Origin of the sequence: Pseudoalteromonas aquimarina (assembly GCF_049257255.1) — a bacterium.
GTDB lineage: Bacteria > Pseudomonadota > Gammaproteobacteria > Enterobacterales > Alteromonadaceae > Pseudoalteromonas.
On the sequence record NZ_JBMMUG010000001.1, the window covers coordinates 586,573 to 601,832 of the forward strand.

Annotated in this window: 16 protein-coding genes; 3 read left to right on the forward strand and 13 right to left on the reverse strand. The window is 40.2% G+C overall.

Translation table 11 applies throughout. The features are described 5' to 3' along the window. Positions 1-22: 22 nt before the first annotated feature. From AAEU29_RS02690 to AAEU29_RS02705, 4 genes are all read right to left on the reverse strand, one after another. Positions 23-454, reverse strand: a complete 432-nt coding sequence (locus AAEU29_RS02690; protein WP_421971946.1) for an Mpo1 family 2-hydroxy fatty acid dioxygenase — start codon at positions 452-454, stop codon at positions 23-25. 82 nt (positions 455-536) lie between these two features. Continuing rightward, positions 537-962, reverse strand: coding sequence for an acyl-CoA thioesterase (locus AAEU29_RS02695; protein ID WP_421971947.1), 426 nt, complete (start codon positions 960-962; stop codon positions 537-539). A gap of 2 nt (positions 963-964) precedes the next feature. Then, positions 965-1,780, reverse strand: coding sequence for a M23 family metallopeptidase (locus tag AAEU29_RS02700; RefSeq protein WP_421971948.1), 816 nt, complete (start codon positions 1,778-1,780; stop codon positions 965-967). Then, a complete protein-coding gene (locus AAEU29_RS02705; RefSeq protein ID WP_421971949.1) occupies positions 1,773-2,627 on the reverse strand; it encodes a 6-carboxytetrahydropterin synthase in 855 nt (284 codons plus the stop codon). Before AAEU29_RS02705 ends, AAEU29_RS02700 begins: the two co-directional genes overlap by 8 nt. 146 nt (positions 2,628-2,773) lie before the next feature. Here AAEU29_RS02705 and fabA point away from each other — a divergent pair, with 146 nt between their 5' ends. Then, complete coding sequence (fabA, locus tag AAEU29_RS02710) at positions 2,774-3,289, forward strand: 3-hydroxyacyl-[acyl-carrier-protein] dehydratase FabA (protein ID WP_372768426.1); 516 nt, start codon at positions 2,774-2,776, stop codon at positions 3,287-3,289. A gap of 55 nt (positions 3,290-3,344) precedes the next feature. On the opposite strand, the gene rmf is transcribed toward fabA, so the two are convergent. The 9 genes from rmf to AAEU29_RS02755 all read right to left on the reverse strand — a co-directional run bounded on the left by rmf (position 3,345) and on the right by AAEU29_RS02755 (position 13,349). Next, on the reverse strand, positions 3,345-3,515 hold the full coding sequence (gene rmf, locus AAEU29_RS02715) for a ribosome modulation factor (RefSeq protein ID WP_010560105.1): 171 nt from the start codon (positions 3,513-3,515) through the stop codon (positions 3,345-3,347). A 421-nt stretch (positions 3,516-3,936) separates the two neighbouring features. Beyond that, complete coding sequence (locus AAEU29_RS02720) at positions 3,937-5,778, reverse strand: protein kinase domain-containing protein (protein ID WP_421971950.1); 1,842 nt, start codon at positions 5,776-5,778, stop codon at positions 3,937-3,939. Positions 5,779-5,866: 88 nt separating this feature from the next. Next, on the reverse strand, positions 5,867-6,628 hold the full coding sequence (locus AAEU29_RS02725; protein WP_421971951.1) for an SDR family oxidoreductase: 762 nt from the start codon (positions 6,626-6,628) through the stop codon (positions 5,867-5,869). Between the two features lies 1 nt (position 6,629). Further along, positions 6,630-7,526 carry a 3-hydroxyisobutyrate dehydrogenase gene (mmsB, locus tag AAEU29_RS02730; RefSeq protein WP_421972294.1) on the reverse strand — a complete coding sequence of 299 codons (897 nt, stop codon included), beginning with the start codon at positions 7,524-7,526 and terminating at the stop codon, positions 6,630-6,632. A 2-nt stretch (positions 7,527-7,528) separates the two neighbouring features. After that, on the reverse strand, positions 7,529-8,632 hold the full coding sequence (locus tag AAEU29_RS02735) for an enoyl-CoA hydratase/isomerase family protein (protein ID WP_421971952.1): 1,104 nt from the start codon (positions 8,630-8,632) through the stop codon (positions 7,529-7,531). Continuing rightward, the gene (locus AAEU29_RS02740; RefSeq protein WP_421971953.1) at positions 8,632-9,408 is read right to left on the reverse strand and encodes an enoyl-CoA hydratase; all 777 of its coding nucleotides are present in this window, start codon (positions 9,406-9,408) and stop codon (positions 8,632-8,634) included. The genes AAEU29_RS02735 and AAEU29_RS02740 overlap by 1 nt, the downstream gene beginning before the upstream one ends. 10 nt (positions 9,409-9,418) lie before the next feature. Beyond that, the gene (locus AAEU29_RS02745; RefSeq protein ID WP_010560111.1) at positions 9,419-10,576 is read right to left on the reverse strand and encodes an acyl-CoA dehydrogenase family protein; all 1,158 of its coding nucleotides are present in this window, start codon (positions 10,574-10,576) and stop codon (positions 9,419-9,421) included. Positions 10,577-10,611: 35 nt separating this feature from the next. Next, the gene (locus AAEU29_RS02750) at positions 10,612-12,102 is read right to left on the reverse strand and encodes a CoA-acylating methylmalonate-semialdehyde dehydrogenase (protein ID WP_421971954.1); all 1,491 of its coding nucleotides are present in this window, start codon (positions 12,100-12,102) and stop codon (positions 10,612-10,614) included. 50 nt (positions 12,103-12,152) lie between these two features. Continuing rightward, positions 12,153-13,349, reverse strand: a complete 1,197-nt coding sequence (locus tag AAEU29_RS02755) for an acetyl-CoA C-acyltransferase (protein ID WP_421971955.1) — start codon at positions 13,347-13,349, stop codon at positions 12,153-12,155. 287 nt (positions 13,350-13,636) lie between these two features. On the opposite strand from AAEU29_RS02755, the gene AAEU29_RS02760 reads away from it, so the two are divergent. Both AAEU29_RS02760 and AAEU29_RS02765 read left to right on the forward strand, forming a co-directional pair. After that, positions 13,637-14,035, forward strand: coding sequence for a MerR family transcriptional regulator (locus tag AAEU29_RS02760; protein ID WP_274760685.1), 399 nt, complete (start codon positions 13,637-13,639; stop codon positions 14,033-14,035). 48 nt (positions 14,036-14,083) lie between these two features. Beyond that, positions 14,084-15,259 (forward strand): isovaleryl-CoA dehydrogenase, encoded by a 1,176-nt coding sequence (locus tag AAEU29_RS02765; protein ID WP_100913354.1) that lies wholly within the window; start codon positions 14,084-14,086, stop codon positions 15,257-15,259. The last annotated feature ends 1 nt before the right edge of the window (position 15,260 follow it).

Genomic DNA, 15,260 nt, shown 5'->3' on the forward strand with positions numbered 1-15,260 from the left:
AAAAGGCCTTATTAGGCCTTTTTTATTTTTTATCAAAACTAAAAATTGGGTTAAATACCCAGGCAGGCCCAATAAGTAAAAAACTTAAGTCATCAAAGAATGATGGTTTTTTGCCTTCAACCTTATGCCCTACAAACTGAAATATCCAAGCAATAACAAATACAGCAATGGCAATTTCAATCACATAAATTGAAATACTGAATGCAACGTAAATACATAACCCAGTAAATAGCGTCATTACTACACCAAGTTTAACGCTAAGCATAAAATAAAAAATTAATGCAGCAAGTGAAATAACAGAGAGACTAATCAACCCGGTTAATCCAGGAATAGCAGTTATAAGGGCAACTACAGAGAAATAGATAAGCGGGACAGCGACTTTGTGAATTTTTATATTGGTGGGATTCTGATGACTTTCACCATATAAAGAAAACCATTGTTCAATCGTTTTCATAATTACCTCAGTGTTATTTGTGTTATTAGAATAATTATACTAACAACAGTAATACACTGAGGTATAAAAAGCCAGTTGCTTGTTAGCTATCGAAACCGTTTAACATTTTGTCGCAAACAACCGGGGTTGGTTTATGCTCAGAATCAACGGCAACAAAGGTAAAAGTGCCTGAGATGGCTTGGTGTTTATCGTCTTTATGCATCGTTTCTAGGTAAATGATAACCTCAACTTTTAAACTTGTATTTCCAACATGCACAACGGTTGCTACTAGTTCTGCGAAGGTACCTGCCGGAATAGCTTCTTTAAAATCAACACGATCGGAAGAAATAGTAACAAGTGGCTTACGGCAAAATCGTGTAGCTGCAATAAAAGCAACTTCATCCATCCAAGCTAAAGCATCGCCGCCAAATAATGTGTTGTGATGATTGGTGCGACTTGGAAAAACAGTTTTAGTTACTGAAGTGACAGAGTCTTGAATACGTTTGTCTATAATGTCTTGTTTAGTCATGATTACTTTTGTTTACTTGCAAGTTCAACTTGCATTAATAATGCGGGATCAAGTCGGACTTGCCCCCAGTTTAAGCGCCAATCTAAGTGTGGGCCAGTAACACGACCCGTAGCGCCTATTTCAGCGATTTTATCGCCTAATTTTACTTCCTGACCTGCTTTAACATGTAATTTATGAAGATGAATATAGGTGGTTGTAACACCATAGCCATGATCAAGAATTAGCGTGCCACCTGAGTAATATAGATCGTTATCGGCAAATACTACTTTACCTGAAACAGGAGCATAAATAGGTGTGCCCGTTTTATTGGCAATATCTAACCCGAAGTGTGGACGTTTAGGGGTACCATTAAAATAGCGCTGGCTACCATAAACACCAGAAATACGCCCTGATGCTGGTCGGTATATTGGCGATAAAAAATCTTCTCTATGTGAAAAAGTACTGCGCGCTTCTTTTACAGCTTGTGCTTCTTTTTTAGTTCGCTCAAGTACAGACTTAGGTGGTGAAACATATTTTTTCTCCACCCCAGTTATTTTATCAATGTCATACTCACGCTTGGTAATAACCAGAGGTTGCTGATGCCATTTACCATCAGCAGTTTGCCAAGATAATGTATGCGATAACGTTTCATCTCTGCCAAAACCAAACACAAAGTGACCACCAGGTGTAATTGCAAGAGTTGTATCATTTAACTTAACTTGCTTCACATTATTTAACTGACCGGTAACTAGGCCGCCTTGTGTTAAATGACCTTTTAATTCAAGGGCATTGGCAGAGCTAATTACACACAAACTAAGGGCAAATAATTTCTTAAGCATAGGCAATTGCACCTTTGCCTACGCCTTCGTATGCAGCTACACGGAAGCTAGACTCTGGATTATCATTTTTTAAGGTATGCGCAATATGTTGCGCAATACATTCAACGGTTGAATCAACGGGTAAAATATCAACTACAGCTTCACTAATACTTAATTCAAAATAACCTTGCGATGAGGTATATGCAGAGTGAACACCACTTTCTACAGGTGATAGAAATTTAAGTTGCTCTGCGCTGATGCGATCCTCTTCACTGACAAGATAAATATCTTGCCATTTTTGGCACCATAACTTATTTAGCCTTGGGCTTCGCATACCATTTTCTTCAATTTCAATGGTGCTGCGGTGACCGTGAATAATACGCTGACAATTACCATCATGTTTTTTAAGACCATGACTATAGTGATAATAAAAACCATTGGTATGTTCTGGTCTTAAATTAAGCACAATTTTACTCACGTTTTTTGGTAATTGTGGCAAAATCGTGTCTTCTAAGAAGAGCTTTACACTTGCTTCATCTATCTTGTCTGTATCAATAAAGCAAAATGCTTGCTGCGGCGAACTCACAGCAAGTTGATGCTCGCCAAAACTAAAGCTAACGTTAGTTTGTTCACCTAAGTTTGAAATAACCGCATCACCTTGTGTTGCAATAGCAAGTTTATGGTCAATAACGTCATCAATAATGCGCTTAACTTGTTTTTTCACCAGTGAAAAATCAAGCACCATAGATTCATCGTTAAGATCACCGTGCATTTCAAGATCAACTATCCAGCTTTCGCCAAGCGGACCTCGTTTGTCACAAAGGTAAGAAAAATCAATAACAGTTAAGTCTTTTACAAATAAAATCATAGATAAGCTGCGCTTTTTAACAATGCTGTAATTATAAAGGGATAACTTCGCTATTAGTAGCAAATTGTTGGAAATCAACTGTTCGGAGTTGTTTGGCGTACAAGTGTAAGCTAAAGTAGCCGGAAAAATTTACAAAGAAAGAAGTTATGGAACAGAAAAACAGTTATAGCAAAGCCGAATTAGAAGCATGTGGTCGTGGTGAAATGTTTGGTGAAGGCAACTGCCGCCTTCCTTCAGATAATATGCTTATGATGGACCGTATCATCAATATCACCGATGAAGGTGGCGAGTATGGTAAAGGTGAAATCGTTGCAGAACTTGATATCGACCCAAGCCTTTGGTTTTTTGACTGTCACTTTAAAGGTGACCCAGTAATGCCTGGTTGTTTAGGCCTTGATGCTATGTGGCAATTAGTGGGCTTTTTCTTAGGTTGGTCAGGTGGCCCAGGCCTTGGTCGCGCATTAGGTGTAGGCGAAGTTAAATTCACTGGCCAAATTTTACCAACAGCTAAAAAAGTAACTTATCGTTTAAATATGAAACGTGTTATTAAGCGTAAATTATTTATGGGTCTTGCAGATGGTACGGTAGAAGTTGATGGCCGTGTAATCTATGAAGCAAAAGATTTAAAAGTTGGTCTTTTCCAAGATACTAGCGCGTTTTAATTTAAAACGAGCAAATACAAAAACGCCCACTTTATGTGGGCGTCGTCTCCTAAAGCTATGATTTAAACATTGTGCGATCTTCCATCGCTTCTCGCCATCCACCGAGCCATTGAGATCTTGGGTCAATATTGTCATACGGACACATTTCTTTGGAACGACCTGCTAGGCCCGCTTTATAACCTTGAGAATGTGCTCTTTCTAAACGATCTCTTTTTTGTCTCTTCATAGGTAATGTCCTCACCTTTTTTATTAAACTAATTGGATGTTGAAGTTGGGCCTGTGCCCGAAAACCAATAACTTAAAATTAGTAACGAAAACCGTTACAGCTAAGGGTGTTTAACATTTCCTTGTTAGCAACTATAACTAACAAATGGAAGTGCTCTACATAGATTTAAGTTGCTCCTTAATTGCATATTGAGATAGTAAATTGGCTTAAAAGCCACATGTCTAGAAGACCATATTTATAAGGTTAGATCAAACATTCGATCCGTGCTAGATAGAATAAACATGACAAATGTATGAAGATTTAATTGCATATTTAGGAAAACAATGCAGATAAATATGAATAGGAAAATTATTTTTTAATGAAATGAATTTAAGCGAATAAATATTTTTATTTGTGTTTTTTTCAAAACAATTTTGGAACTTTACGATTTACTCTTATCCATTTGATTTTCAATGAATAATTTTGGGTTTTTTGGGTAGTAATAGCTAGGGTGTTGATCACAAAGAGAAAACTCTCGGGTGTTCTTATACGGCAGCTTCATAAAGCCTGCAACGCCCACATCACGAATGCGAACAATGTTCGACATAATGCGATTAAGTAAGTTTTCAAACAGTCCTTTTTTAGCGGGTTCTAACAATCGATAATAATAATGCACTTTGATACGCTCAGGCAGTGATTCAATAATAATACAGCCCGTATGATGAATTTGGTTTAAGCCAAATACCGCTTTTAGAATTTCATTTGGTAGAGTCAATTGCTCATCTGGATCTTTACCATCTTCAAAATAACTGTGTGGCCTGACAATTTCGCTATCTGGCATTTCAGAGACTGAATATTTTAAGGTAGGTAATTCATCGAAAATAAGCGCACCCTCTTGGTCTCGCTCAAGTTGAATTGTTTGCCTTGCATCGAATAAACAACACTTAAATAACCCTTTTTGCTTTATGCCCTGAGCAATAAGAATGGTGTTATTAACTGCTTGCGTAAACGCTTTTCGATAAGATTCATCGTGAAGCACCAAGTTTGATTCAACATACAAATTATCTTCACGCCATTGATAACTTAAGCCCCCTACCACTGGGTATTTTGCTAATCTGGAAATAGACGCTAAAAACGCTTTTTCAGTATCACCCATATCGACCAGAAATTCTTTGTAGTAACGATCTAACTGCGCATCTTCAACCTTAGCCAACTGTTTTTCACTGTCAGCTTGACGTAAAAATTGTTTTCGCGAGCTATACACTACAGTATCCGGTGTATCATCAAAGGGGTGATGCCAAAAAGGAATAAGCGGTTTATCTTTATGAAGTGGTAAATCAGGTAAATAGCTTTTGGCAATTTTTGGCATGTTTTTGATAAAATAATCACCCGATAAGTCTCGCGTTGTTTTATCTTTACTCAGCATACCATCAATAATACTGGCAAATTCAATCGGCAACCCCAAACTTTTCGCAGGTAATACAAGGTTGCCAAAACGACATGATTGCGCAGACGCTAACGCATAAAGCGTGGATGCAACGCCTTGCTCATCAAAACGCGGCGAGGATTTAGCGCCCGACATCTGCTCATCACCAATAAAATAAACATCACCCATGCGAGCATTAGAGTAATTGGCATCGTGGCTCATTAAATCCATCATGTTAGCGGCAACAGGGTTGCCAAAGCCATCTTCTTGCGCAAACACACTTGAGCCCCAATCAACTAGTGAAAACTGGTTAGTGTGTTTATCCCACACAATGTTAGACGGTTTGATATCACCGTGAACTATAGGCTGTTCAGTAAAGCCTGTTTTATGATTACGAAGCGCCAGCAATATATTACGAAGTTCAAGACCCAGATTTACCAAAAAAGGCACTGATACACGGCCATGTTGTAAACTAACTTGTTCAAGGTTATCGCCTTTGGCATAGGCCATCATTAAAATGCCCTGCTTTTTTATGCGCTCAAAGGCATAAAATTCGGGCACCATGGGATTCTTCACTTGTGAAAGCATATAGCCTTCATCCTCTAAGCGGTCACGAACACTTTGTGCAAGCGTTATTCGTGAAAACTTAAATACGCAATCCTTACCTTGGGTATTGGTGCCAACAAACACAAAACCAAATGCACCTGAGCCAATCACTTTAACGTCATGGTAGCCAAGTTTTTCTAGCTGTTTTTCGCAAATTTTTAGCCATTGCTTATGCTTTTTAGCATCAATGTGTGAAAGCAAATAGATGGATTGCTCTTCATTGATATAAAAATTACGAATGGCTTTAGACATGAAAGGAAATAAACTGAGTTTTTATTGATTATAAAGAAAAAAACGAGTGAAAGACCACTCGTTTTTAGATTTAAACACGCTTTAGTGGTTAGAAAGTGATTCCACCATCAATTTCCATTACGCGGCCTGTTACAAACTCATTTTCAAAAATAAAGTTTGCTGTATGTGCGATTTCTTCAGCTTCACCTAAACGACCAACTGGTTTCATTTTAAGTAAACGCTCTTTCGCTTCAGGTTTCATTGCATCTGTCATTGCGGTGCGAATAACTCCTGGTGCAATCGCAGCTACACGAATACCATAACGGCCTAGTTCGCGCGCCCAAGTGGTCGTCATTGCAACAACGCCCGCTTTTGAAGCTGCGTAATTGGTTTGTCCCATATTGCCTGCACGTGCCACACTCGACATATTAATAATAACGCCTTTATTACCGTTATTAACCATATGGTTTGCAGCTTCTCGGCCACACAGAAATACACCTGTTAGATTAACGTCAATGACCGATTGGAACTGCTCTAGTGACATTTTTTTGGCAACTTTGCCTTCTTTGACTTTTAGAAATAAACCGTCACGTAAAATACCTGCGTTATTTACTAAACCATCAATCTGACCAAAGTCACTGTTAATTTGGTTAAAGGTGTCTTCAACTTCTTGCTCTTGCGTAACATTACACACATAAGTACGAATAACACCCGTTGTGGTGCCTAATTCAGACTTCGCATTTGCAAGCATTTCTTGTTGCATATCAATAAGGGCAATATTTGCGCCTTTATCAGCAAAATGTTGTGCCATCGCAAGCCCTAAACCTTGCGCACCGCCGGTAATAACAATGGTTTTACCATTTACTTGCATATTAAGAATCCTTATTAAACAACTTAAAGATTGAAGAGAAGTCGAGATTACCCATCTCTTGGTTTTGCATTAACTGATATAAGCTTTGCGATAAACGGCCAAGTGGTACATTTGATTGACTGCTGCTTGCTGTATCCATAGCAAGGCCGAGATCTTTCGCCATCAAATCAACCATAAAGCCACCTTTGTAGTCATTTGAGCTTGGCACATTTTCAAGCACATTTGGACAAGGGTTATATAATTCTAACGTCCAGTTACGGCCGGAACTTTGCAGCATAATGTCTGACAAGACCTTTGGATCAAGGCCATTATCGATGCCCATTTGAAGTGCTTCGCTGGTACCAGCCATTAAAATAGCAAGTAGCATGTTATTACAGATTTTAGCTACCTGCCCGGCACCGTGGTCGCCTGCATGAAAAATATTTTTACCCATATCAGCTAATACGGTTTTAGCATTTTCAAATTCAGTAACACTGCCGCCAACAATAAAGGTTAATGTACCATTCGTTGCGCCAGCAACACCACCAGAAACAGGTGCATCAACAAAACTAACGCCGCGATTGGCAAGCTCGCTTGCAACAAATTTAGCTGTATCTGCATCAATGGTGCTGCAATCAATCACTTGTGTATTATTTGTAAGTGCTGCGCCTACACCATTTTCATCTAAATAAATTGACTTAACGTGTTTGCCTGCAGGTAGCATGGTAATAACAAAGTCTTTTTCTTCAGCACATGCTAAAGCTGTTGTGGCACTGTTAGCACCTTTTTCAACAAGTTCAGTTACTGCTGAATCATTTAAGTCAAATACCGTAACTGAATGACCTGCTTTAACAAGGTTTGCAGCCATTGGGCCGCCCATATTACCTAAACCAATAAATCCAATATTTGCCATGATTATTCCTATAAATCCGTTAGTGGATGCCCGTTTGACCATTCAACATTAAAGAATGATTCAATCACTTCGCTATCTACATTGCTGATGGCGTCAAATTGCCATTGAGGGGCGTTGTCTTTATCAATCAATAATGCACGCACACCTTCTTTAAACTCACCAAGCTGACCACAACGTACACTCATACCAAGTTCCATTTGAAAACACTCTTTGAGTGATAAGCCATTTGCACGCTTAAGCTGTTGATAAACTAAATGGGCACTCAGTGGGCTTCCATGTGAAAGACCTTTTTGCGCACGCGTTAACCATTTATCGTCTGTTTCAAACGATAAAATGGCATCTACTTTATCGCTAAGTGCGTCTACTTCTGCCATTGCAGCAAATACTGCGTTGTGCGATTCCACATTGGCTGGCAGGTCAATATCACTTTTCGCATTATACGTTGTTAATAGATGACTTAATGCTTGATGGTTTTCATCAGCATTGGTTGACCACTTTGTACTTATAAGTGAATCTATTAACTCACTTTTAAATTGATGCTCAATTACGGTGTCGCCTAAACCAATATAAAGTGCATCTAAGGCATTAACTGATGCGCCGGTTAATCCTAAAAATAAGCCTACTTGTGTTGGCATTTTATTTAAAAAATAACTGCCACCGACATCAGGGTATAAACCAATGGTAATTTCAGGCATAGCGATACGCGATGATTCGGTTAATACACGGTGCGATGCACCAGCCATTAAACCAAGGCCGCCACCCATAATAATGCCGTTACCCCACACACATAGTGGTTTTGCATAATTATGGATAAGGTAATCTAAACGATACTCTTTAGTGAAAAACGTCTCGATGTAATCGCTTGGCTCGCCGGTATGCATTGCATTGTACAAGCTAACTACATCACCACCGGCGCAAAACGCTTTATCGCCCGCACCTTGTAAAAGCACCATGCTAACGTGTTCATCACTTTGCCAATCAAGTAGCTGGTTATAAAGCAGCTCAATCATTTCAAGATTAAGCGCATTAAGTGCCTTTTCAACGTTTAAGGTTGCGATACCGATAACAAACCCGTTATCGGTATTTTTTGTTTCAAACGTAACAACAGCCATTAGCCGTTCACCCAGTTTGCTTTGCGTTTTTCTAAAAAGGCATTCACACCTTCTTTTTGATCTTGCGTATCAAATAGGTTGATGAAAAGTTCGCGCTCAAGTGGTAAGGCAGAACTCATCGTGCCTGAGCGGCTATGTTGGATCAGTGATTTACACGCAGCAACCGAAGTTGGGCTTTGTTCTTCAACTTGTTTTGCAAGCGCCATTGCTTTATCAAATGCTTCACCTTTGCCAACAACCTCTTCCACAAGTCCAATATTATGGGCTTTTTCAGCTGTTAGACGCTCACCACATAAAATCATGCGTTTCGCCCAGCCTTCACCTACCAGCCATGCAAGGTTTTGCGTACCGCCAGCACAAGGTAATAAACCCACTTTAGCTTCTGGCAATGCCATTTGCGCTTGCTCTTCAGCAATACGTAAATCACATGCAAGTGCTACTTCTAAGCCGCCGCCCATGGCGTAACCATTAATTGCAGCAATAGAAACACCACGGAAATTACTTAACGCTTCAAACGCCTGACCAAAAATAATCGACATTTCAGCGGCAACGCCTTTGTCACCGCTTGCAAATAGGTTTAGGTCCGCGCCAGCTGAGAAAAATTTTTCACCTTCCCCTGTGATCACAAGCGAATACACATCTTTATTGTTATTCAGATCAGCGACCATATCTCGAAGTTGCGTCAGTGTTTCTTTGGTCCACGTATTTGCCGGTGGATTAGACATAGTAACAACTGCGATATGTCCTTCAATCGATAATTTGATTTGTGCGCTCATTATGCTCTCCTTACAGAATCTCTTGTGAACCTTCAGCTAAAATGCGACGACCAATTATCAGGCGCATAATCTCGTTGGTGCCCTCTAAAATTTGGTGTACACGAACATCACGGAAATGGCGCTCTAGCGGGTATTCTTTGATATAACCGTAGCCACCGTGAAGTTGCAGTGCATCATCACATACTTTAAAACCAACATCGGTTGCATAGCGCTTTGCCATTGCACAATACGTAGTGCGTTCAGGATCTTTTTCATCTAATTTGAATGCAGCAAGGCGTACCATTTGGCGGGCAGCTACAAGCTCTGTATTCATATCAGCAAGTTTAAATTGCAGTGCTTGGAATGCTGCTAATGGTTTGCCAAATTGCTTACGCTCAAGCATGTATTCTTTTGCTGTGTTCAGTGCTTGCTGCGCGGTACCAATTGAACAGGTCGCGATATTAATGCGGCCGCCATCTAAGCCCATCATGGCAAATTTAAAGCCTTCGCCTTCTTGACCAAGTAAGTTTTGTTTTGGAATACGCACACCATCAAACGAAATAAGGCGTGTCGGTTGCGCGTTCCAACCCATTTTTTCTTCTGCTTTACCGTATTCAATACCCGCTGCGTTTGCATCAACAACAAACGCCGAAATACCTTTAGGTCCATCTTCACCGGTACGCGCCATTACCACTAATAAATCGGTTTCGCCAGCGCCTGAAATAAACATTTTAGAACCAGAAATAACGTATTCATCACCTTCTAAAACCGCTTTGGTTTTAAGAGATGCAGCATCCGAACCGGAACCTGGCTCAGTTAAGCAATATGATGCAAGCAATTGACCCATCACAAGCTCATCACAATACTGTGCTTTAACTTCATCAGTACCAAAGCTTGCAATCATCCAAGTAGCCATGTTGTGAATGGTTAGCATGGCAGTCGTTGCAGTACAACCCATTGCCAGTTGTTCGAAAATTATGCTCGAATCAAGGCGCGATAGACCAAGACCGCCAGCTTCTTCTGGCGTATATAAACCACAGAATCCTAGTTCACCCGCTTTTTGGATTACGTCTTTTGGAAAAATATGTTCTTGATCCCATTTGCCTGCATTTGGTAATAATTCGCTCATAGCAAACTGTTTAGCGGTTTCTGCAAACGCTTGTTGATCTTCAGTTAGATTAAAATTCATAGTCACCCCTTTGAACGGCAGATAAGGCAAATGCCTTATCGTAGGTTGATACTCATATTTGGACCGGTTGCGATATCATCTTCAAACCAGCGTGCAGTAATTGTTTTAGTCTCAGTGTAAAAACGAACACCTTGTTTACCATAGGTGTGTTGGTCGCCATAGAAAGAGCCTTTCCAACCCGTAAATGAGAAGAAAGGAAGTGGTACCGGAATTGGCACATTAATACCTACTTGGCCTACTTCAATTTCATGCTGGAATTTACGTGCTGCAGCACCGCAAGCTGTAAATAAAGACGTACCATTACCGTATGGGCTTTCGTTGATGATTTGGATTGCTTCATCAAGCGTATCAACGCAAATACACGCAAGCACAGGGCCGAAAATTTCTTCTTTGTATAAGTCCATTTCACGCGTTACATCAGTAAATAACGTTGGGCCTACCCAGTTACCTTTGTCATAACCTTCAACAACAAAGTCAGAGCCATCTATTAAACACGTTGCACCTTGCGCTTTACCACTTTCAATAATTGATAAAATACGTGCTTTTGCTTGTGGCGATGTTTGAGGGCCATAGGCAGCTTTAGGGTCATTCCAAACGCCAGGACGTACTTTAGTAAATTCTTCTTTTAATTCGTTAATCCATTCTTTTGATTGACCAACAAATACAGCAACTGAAATACCCATACAGCGCTGACCAGCCGCACCAACCGATGCACCAACAAGGTTTGAAATGGCACGCTCTTTTTTCGCATCAGGCATAATTACCATGTGGTTTTTAGCACCAACACAGGCTTGAACACGTTTAAGATTCGCTGTACCACGTGAATAGATGTACTCACCAACACCACATGAACCAACAAATGAAATTGCACGTACACTTGGCTCATCTAAAATACGGTCTACTTGGTGTTTTGTACCGTGAATAACCTGTAATACACCTTTAGGTGCGCCAGCTTCTTCAAACAGTTCAACCAAACGCATTGGTGTAAGCGGATCTTGCTCAGACGGTTTTAAAATAAAAGTATTACCGCAAACAATCGCCATTGGGAACATCCAAAGTGGGATCATCGCAGGAAAGTTAAATGGTGTAATACCAGCACACACACCAAGTGGCTGCATATACGAATAAGTATCGATATTACGCGCTACGTTTTCAACGGTTTCACCCATCATTAGTGCAGGCGCGTTAGCTGCTTGTTCAACAACTTCAATACCACGCCACACATCGCCTTTGGCATCTTCAAACGTTTTGCCTAATTCGTGACAAATAATCGTTGCTAGCTCGTCATGATGTTCTTTTAAAAGTGCTGCGTAACGCATCATAATACGTGCACGCTCTGTTACTGGAACATCTTTCCACGTTTTAAACGTTTCTTTAGCAGAGGCAATCGCTTCATCAATTTCACTGTCTGTTGCTAGTGGCACTTGCGCCAATACTTCTTGGTTAGCTGGGTTTACAACATCTAACCATTCGTTTGATTCCGATTGGCGCATTTCGCCATTAATATATAAAGGAACCTTTACCATTATTCTTCTCCCCAAATAAAAAAGGCGCATAAACGCGCCTTCATTTTTAATTATTTTACTTCGATTGCCATTGCAACCGCTTCACCACCACCAATACACAGTGATGCTACGCCTTTATTTAGGCCACGGTTTTTAAGTGCATGAATAAGCGTTACTAAAATACGTGCGCCACTTGCACCGATTGGGTGACCAAGTGCACATGCACCGCCATTCACGTTTACTTTATTGTTATCAAGTTGCATTTCGTTAATAGCAAGCATAGTTACCATGGCAAATGCTTCATTAATTTCCCAAAGGTCAACGTCTTCTTTTGACCAGCCAGCTTTTTCTAACACTTTTTCCATCGCACCAATTGGCGCTGTCGTAAATTCAGCTGGAATATGTGAATTAGTCGCATGGGCTTTAATTTCACAAAGTGGTGTTAAACCAAGTTCTGCAGCTTTTGACGCTTTCATTAAAACAAGTGACGCAGCGCCGTCTGAAATAGACGATGAGTTTGCCGCCGTGATGGTGCCATCTTTTGCAAATGCAGCACGTAGGCTTGGTATTTTCTCAGGGCGCGCATTACCTGGCTGTTCATCAATTGCTACTGTCACATCACCTTTACGGCTTGAATAGGTATGTGGCGCAATCTCGGCTTCAAATGCACCACTTTCAATCGCAGTATTGGCTTTAGAAAGAGATGAAATTGCAAACGCATCCATATCGTCACGGGTTAAGCCATACTTATCAGCTGTTTCTTGAGCAAAGCAGCCCATTGCTTTATTGTCGTATGCATCTTCTAGACCATCGGCCATCATATGATCTTTAATTTCACCATGGCCCATACGGAAACCGCCACGTGCTTTTGGTAAGAAGTAAGGTGCATTACTCATGCTTTCCATACCGCCAGCAACAGCCACGTTAATGCTGTCTGCTTTTATTAAGTCATGAGCTAACATCGCTGCTTTTAAGCCAGAACCACATACTTTATTAATGGTTGTAGCGCCTGTTGCTAAATTAAGCCCTGCTTTTATCATTGCTTGACGTGCAGGTGCTTGGCCAAGACCTGCAGGTAAAACGCAGCCCATAATGACTTCGTCAATCATATCAACGTTTAGATTACAGCTTTCAATACTGCTTTTAATTGCTGTAGCACCTAAATCAGTTGCATTTACCGATGATAAAGCACCCATAAAACCGCCCATTGCTGTGCGTTTTGCACTCACAATTACTACTGGATCGATTTGAGAATTTTCAACAGACATTTGTTATCTCCAAAATTTATATGTTTTCAGCATACATAAAAATTACGTTTACGCAAACGTAAATCTAGATGTCATACCTTTTATAGTGTTAAGAAATAATGACAATGAAGGGTAATTGTGTAATGAAATTAAGGCAGAAAGTCAGAAATACAATGCATGCACGTTAATGTTTAGCCTATATATCCAAGACTAATTTGGTAAGATAAACACCTTACCCAAGCACACAGCTTTACCTTTACGTAAACTTCACTTATAGTTAATTACCAAATTAATGAGGTGTAGTTTAGATGAGTACAGAAAATACAGAACAGACCTTTAGTATTAGCGAACTTGCAAAAGAATTTGACATAACAACTAGAAGCATTCGTTTTTATGAAGACCAAGGTCTGGTTACGCCCCGCCGTCAAGGGCAAACACGTATCTATAGTAAACGCGATAAAGTGCGTTTAAAACTGATCTTACGAGGAAAACGCCTAGGATTTACGCTTGCTGAAACAGGCCGTTTGTTTGAGCTGTATGATGCCGACAAATCAAGTGCAACTCAACTTAAAATTATGCTTGAGTTAATCTCAGATAAAAAAGCACATCTTGAACAGCAAATGGATGACATTAAAGTTGTTTTAATGGAACTTGTTACCGCTGAGCGTCGTTGCCGTGACACGCTAAAAAACCTAGACGAAGCTTAAAATAATAACCACACCTTATGACAACAACACATCAATAGGATACACACAATGAGCACCGTTTCTCTTTATAAAGAATTAAATTTTGGTCTTGGTGAAACAGCCGACATGATCCGTGACCACGTAAATAGTTTTGCAACAAACGAAATTGCCCCACTCGCAGAAAAAACTGATATCGACAATATGTTCCCAAATGAACTTTGGCCAAAGTTTGGTGAAATGGGGTTATTGGGCTTAACCGTTGATGAAGAGTTTGGCGGTTCAAACTTAGGTTACCTTGAACACGTAATTGCAATGGAAGAAATCAGCCGTGCCAGTGCGTCTATAGGTTTAAGCTACGGTGCACATTCAAATTTATGTGTAAACCAAATTGCCCGTAACGGCAACCAAGCGCAAAAAGAAAAATATTTACCAAAACTTATTTCTGGTGAGCACATTGGTGCACTTGCGATGAGTGAGCCAAATTCTGGTTCAGACGTTGTTTCAATGCGTTTAAAAGCCGAAAAGCGTGGCGATAAATACATTCTTAACGGTAATAAAATGTGGATCACCAATGGTCCAGATGCAGATACCTTTGTTATTTATGCAAAAACAGATTTAGAAGCAGGCCCTAAAGGTATTACTGCTTTCATTGTTGAAAAATCGTATCCTGGTTTTAGCCAAGCACAAAAACTCGATAAATTAGGTATGCGCGGTTCAAACACTTGTGAGCTTGTGTTTGAAGATTGTGAAGTACCAGAAGAAAACATTCTTGGCGAATTAAACCAAGGTGTAAAAGTACTGATGAGTGGTCTTGATTATGAGCGTGTTGTGCTTGCAGGTGGCCCGCTTGGCATTATGCAAGCATGTATGGACATTGTTGTGCCTTACATTCATGAGCGTAAGCAGTTTAATACTGAAATTGGTAACTTCCAGTTAATTCAAGGTAAGATTGCTGATATGTATACGCAAATGAATGCCGCACGTTCTTACGTTTATACCGTTGCAAAAGCGTGTGACCGTGGTGAAACAACACGTAAAGATGCTGCTGGCGCAATTTTATATGCTGCAGAGCTTGCTACCAAAATGGCACTTGATGCGATTCAAATTCTAGGTGGTAACGGTTACATCAATGAATATGCAACAGGCCGATTACTGCGTGACGCAAAGCTCTATGAAATTGGTGCGGGTACATCTGAAATTCGCCGTATGTTGATTGGTCGTGAACTATTTAACGAAAGTAAATAGG

Coding starts and splice junctions, on each gene's coding strand:
- AAEU29_RS02690 (WP_421971946.1), bottom strand. CDS start 454: ATGAAAACGATTGAACAATGGTTTTCTTTATATGGTGAAAGTCATCAG.
- AAEU29_RS02695 (WP_421971947.1), bottom strand. CDS start 962: ATGACTAAACAAGACATTATAGACAAACGTATTCAAGACTCTGTCACT.
- AAEU29_RS02700 (WP_421971948.1), bottom strand. CDS start 1,780: ATGCTTAAGAAATTATTTGCCCTTAGTTTGTGTGTAATTAGCTCTGCC.
- AAEU29_RS02705 (WP_421971949.1), bottom strand. CDS start 2,627: ATGATTTTATTTGTAAAAGACTTAACTGTTATTGATTTTTCTTACCTT.
- fabA (WP_372768426.1), top strand. CDS start 2,774: ATGGAACAGAAAAACAGTTATAGCAAAGCCGAATTAGAAGCATGTGGT.
- rmf (WP_010560105.1), bottom strand. CDS start 3,515: ATGAAGAGACAAAAAAGAGATCGTTTAGAAAGAGCACATTCTCAAGGT.
- AAEU29_RS02720 (WP_421971950.1), bottom strand. CDS start 5,778: ATGTCTAAAGCCATTCGTAATTTTTATATCAATGAAGAGCAATCCATC.
- AAEU29_RS02725 (WP_421971951.1), bottom strand. CDS start 6,628: ATGCAAGTAAATGGTAAAACCATTGTTATTACCGGCGGTGCGCAAGGT.
- AAEU29_RS02735 (WP_421971952.1), bottom strand. CDS start 8,632: ATGGCTGTTGTTACGTTTGAAACAAAAAATACCGATAACGGGTTTGTT.
- AAEU29_RS02740 (WP_421971953.1), bottom strand. CDS start 9,408: ATGAGCGCACAAATCAAATTATCGATTGAAGGACATATCGCAGTTGTT.
- AAEU29_RS02745 (WP_010560111.1), bottom strand. CDS start 10,576: ATGAATTTTAATCTAACTGAAGATCAACAAGCGTTTGCAGAAACCGCT.
- AAEU29_RS02750 (WP_421971954.1), bottom strand. CDS start 12,102: ATGGTAAAGGTTCCTTTATATATTAATGGCGAAATGCGCCAATCGGAA.
- AAEU29_RS02755 (WP_421971955.1), bottom strand. CDS start 13,349: ATGTCTGTTGAAAATTCTCAAATCGATCCAGTAGTAATTGTGAGTGCA.
- AAEU29_RS02760 (WP_274760685.1), top strand. CDS start 13,637: ATGAGTACAGAAAATACAGAACAGACCTTTAGTATTAGCGAACTTGCA.
- AAEU29_RS02765 (WP_100913354.1), top strand. CDS start 14,084: ATGAGCACCGTTTCTCTTTATAAAGAATTAAATTTTGGTCTTGGTGAA.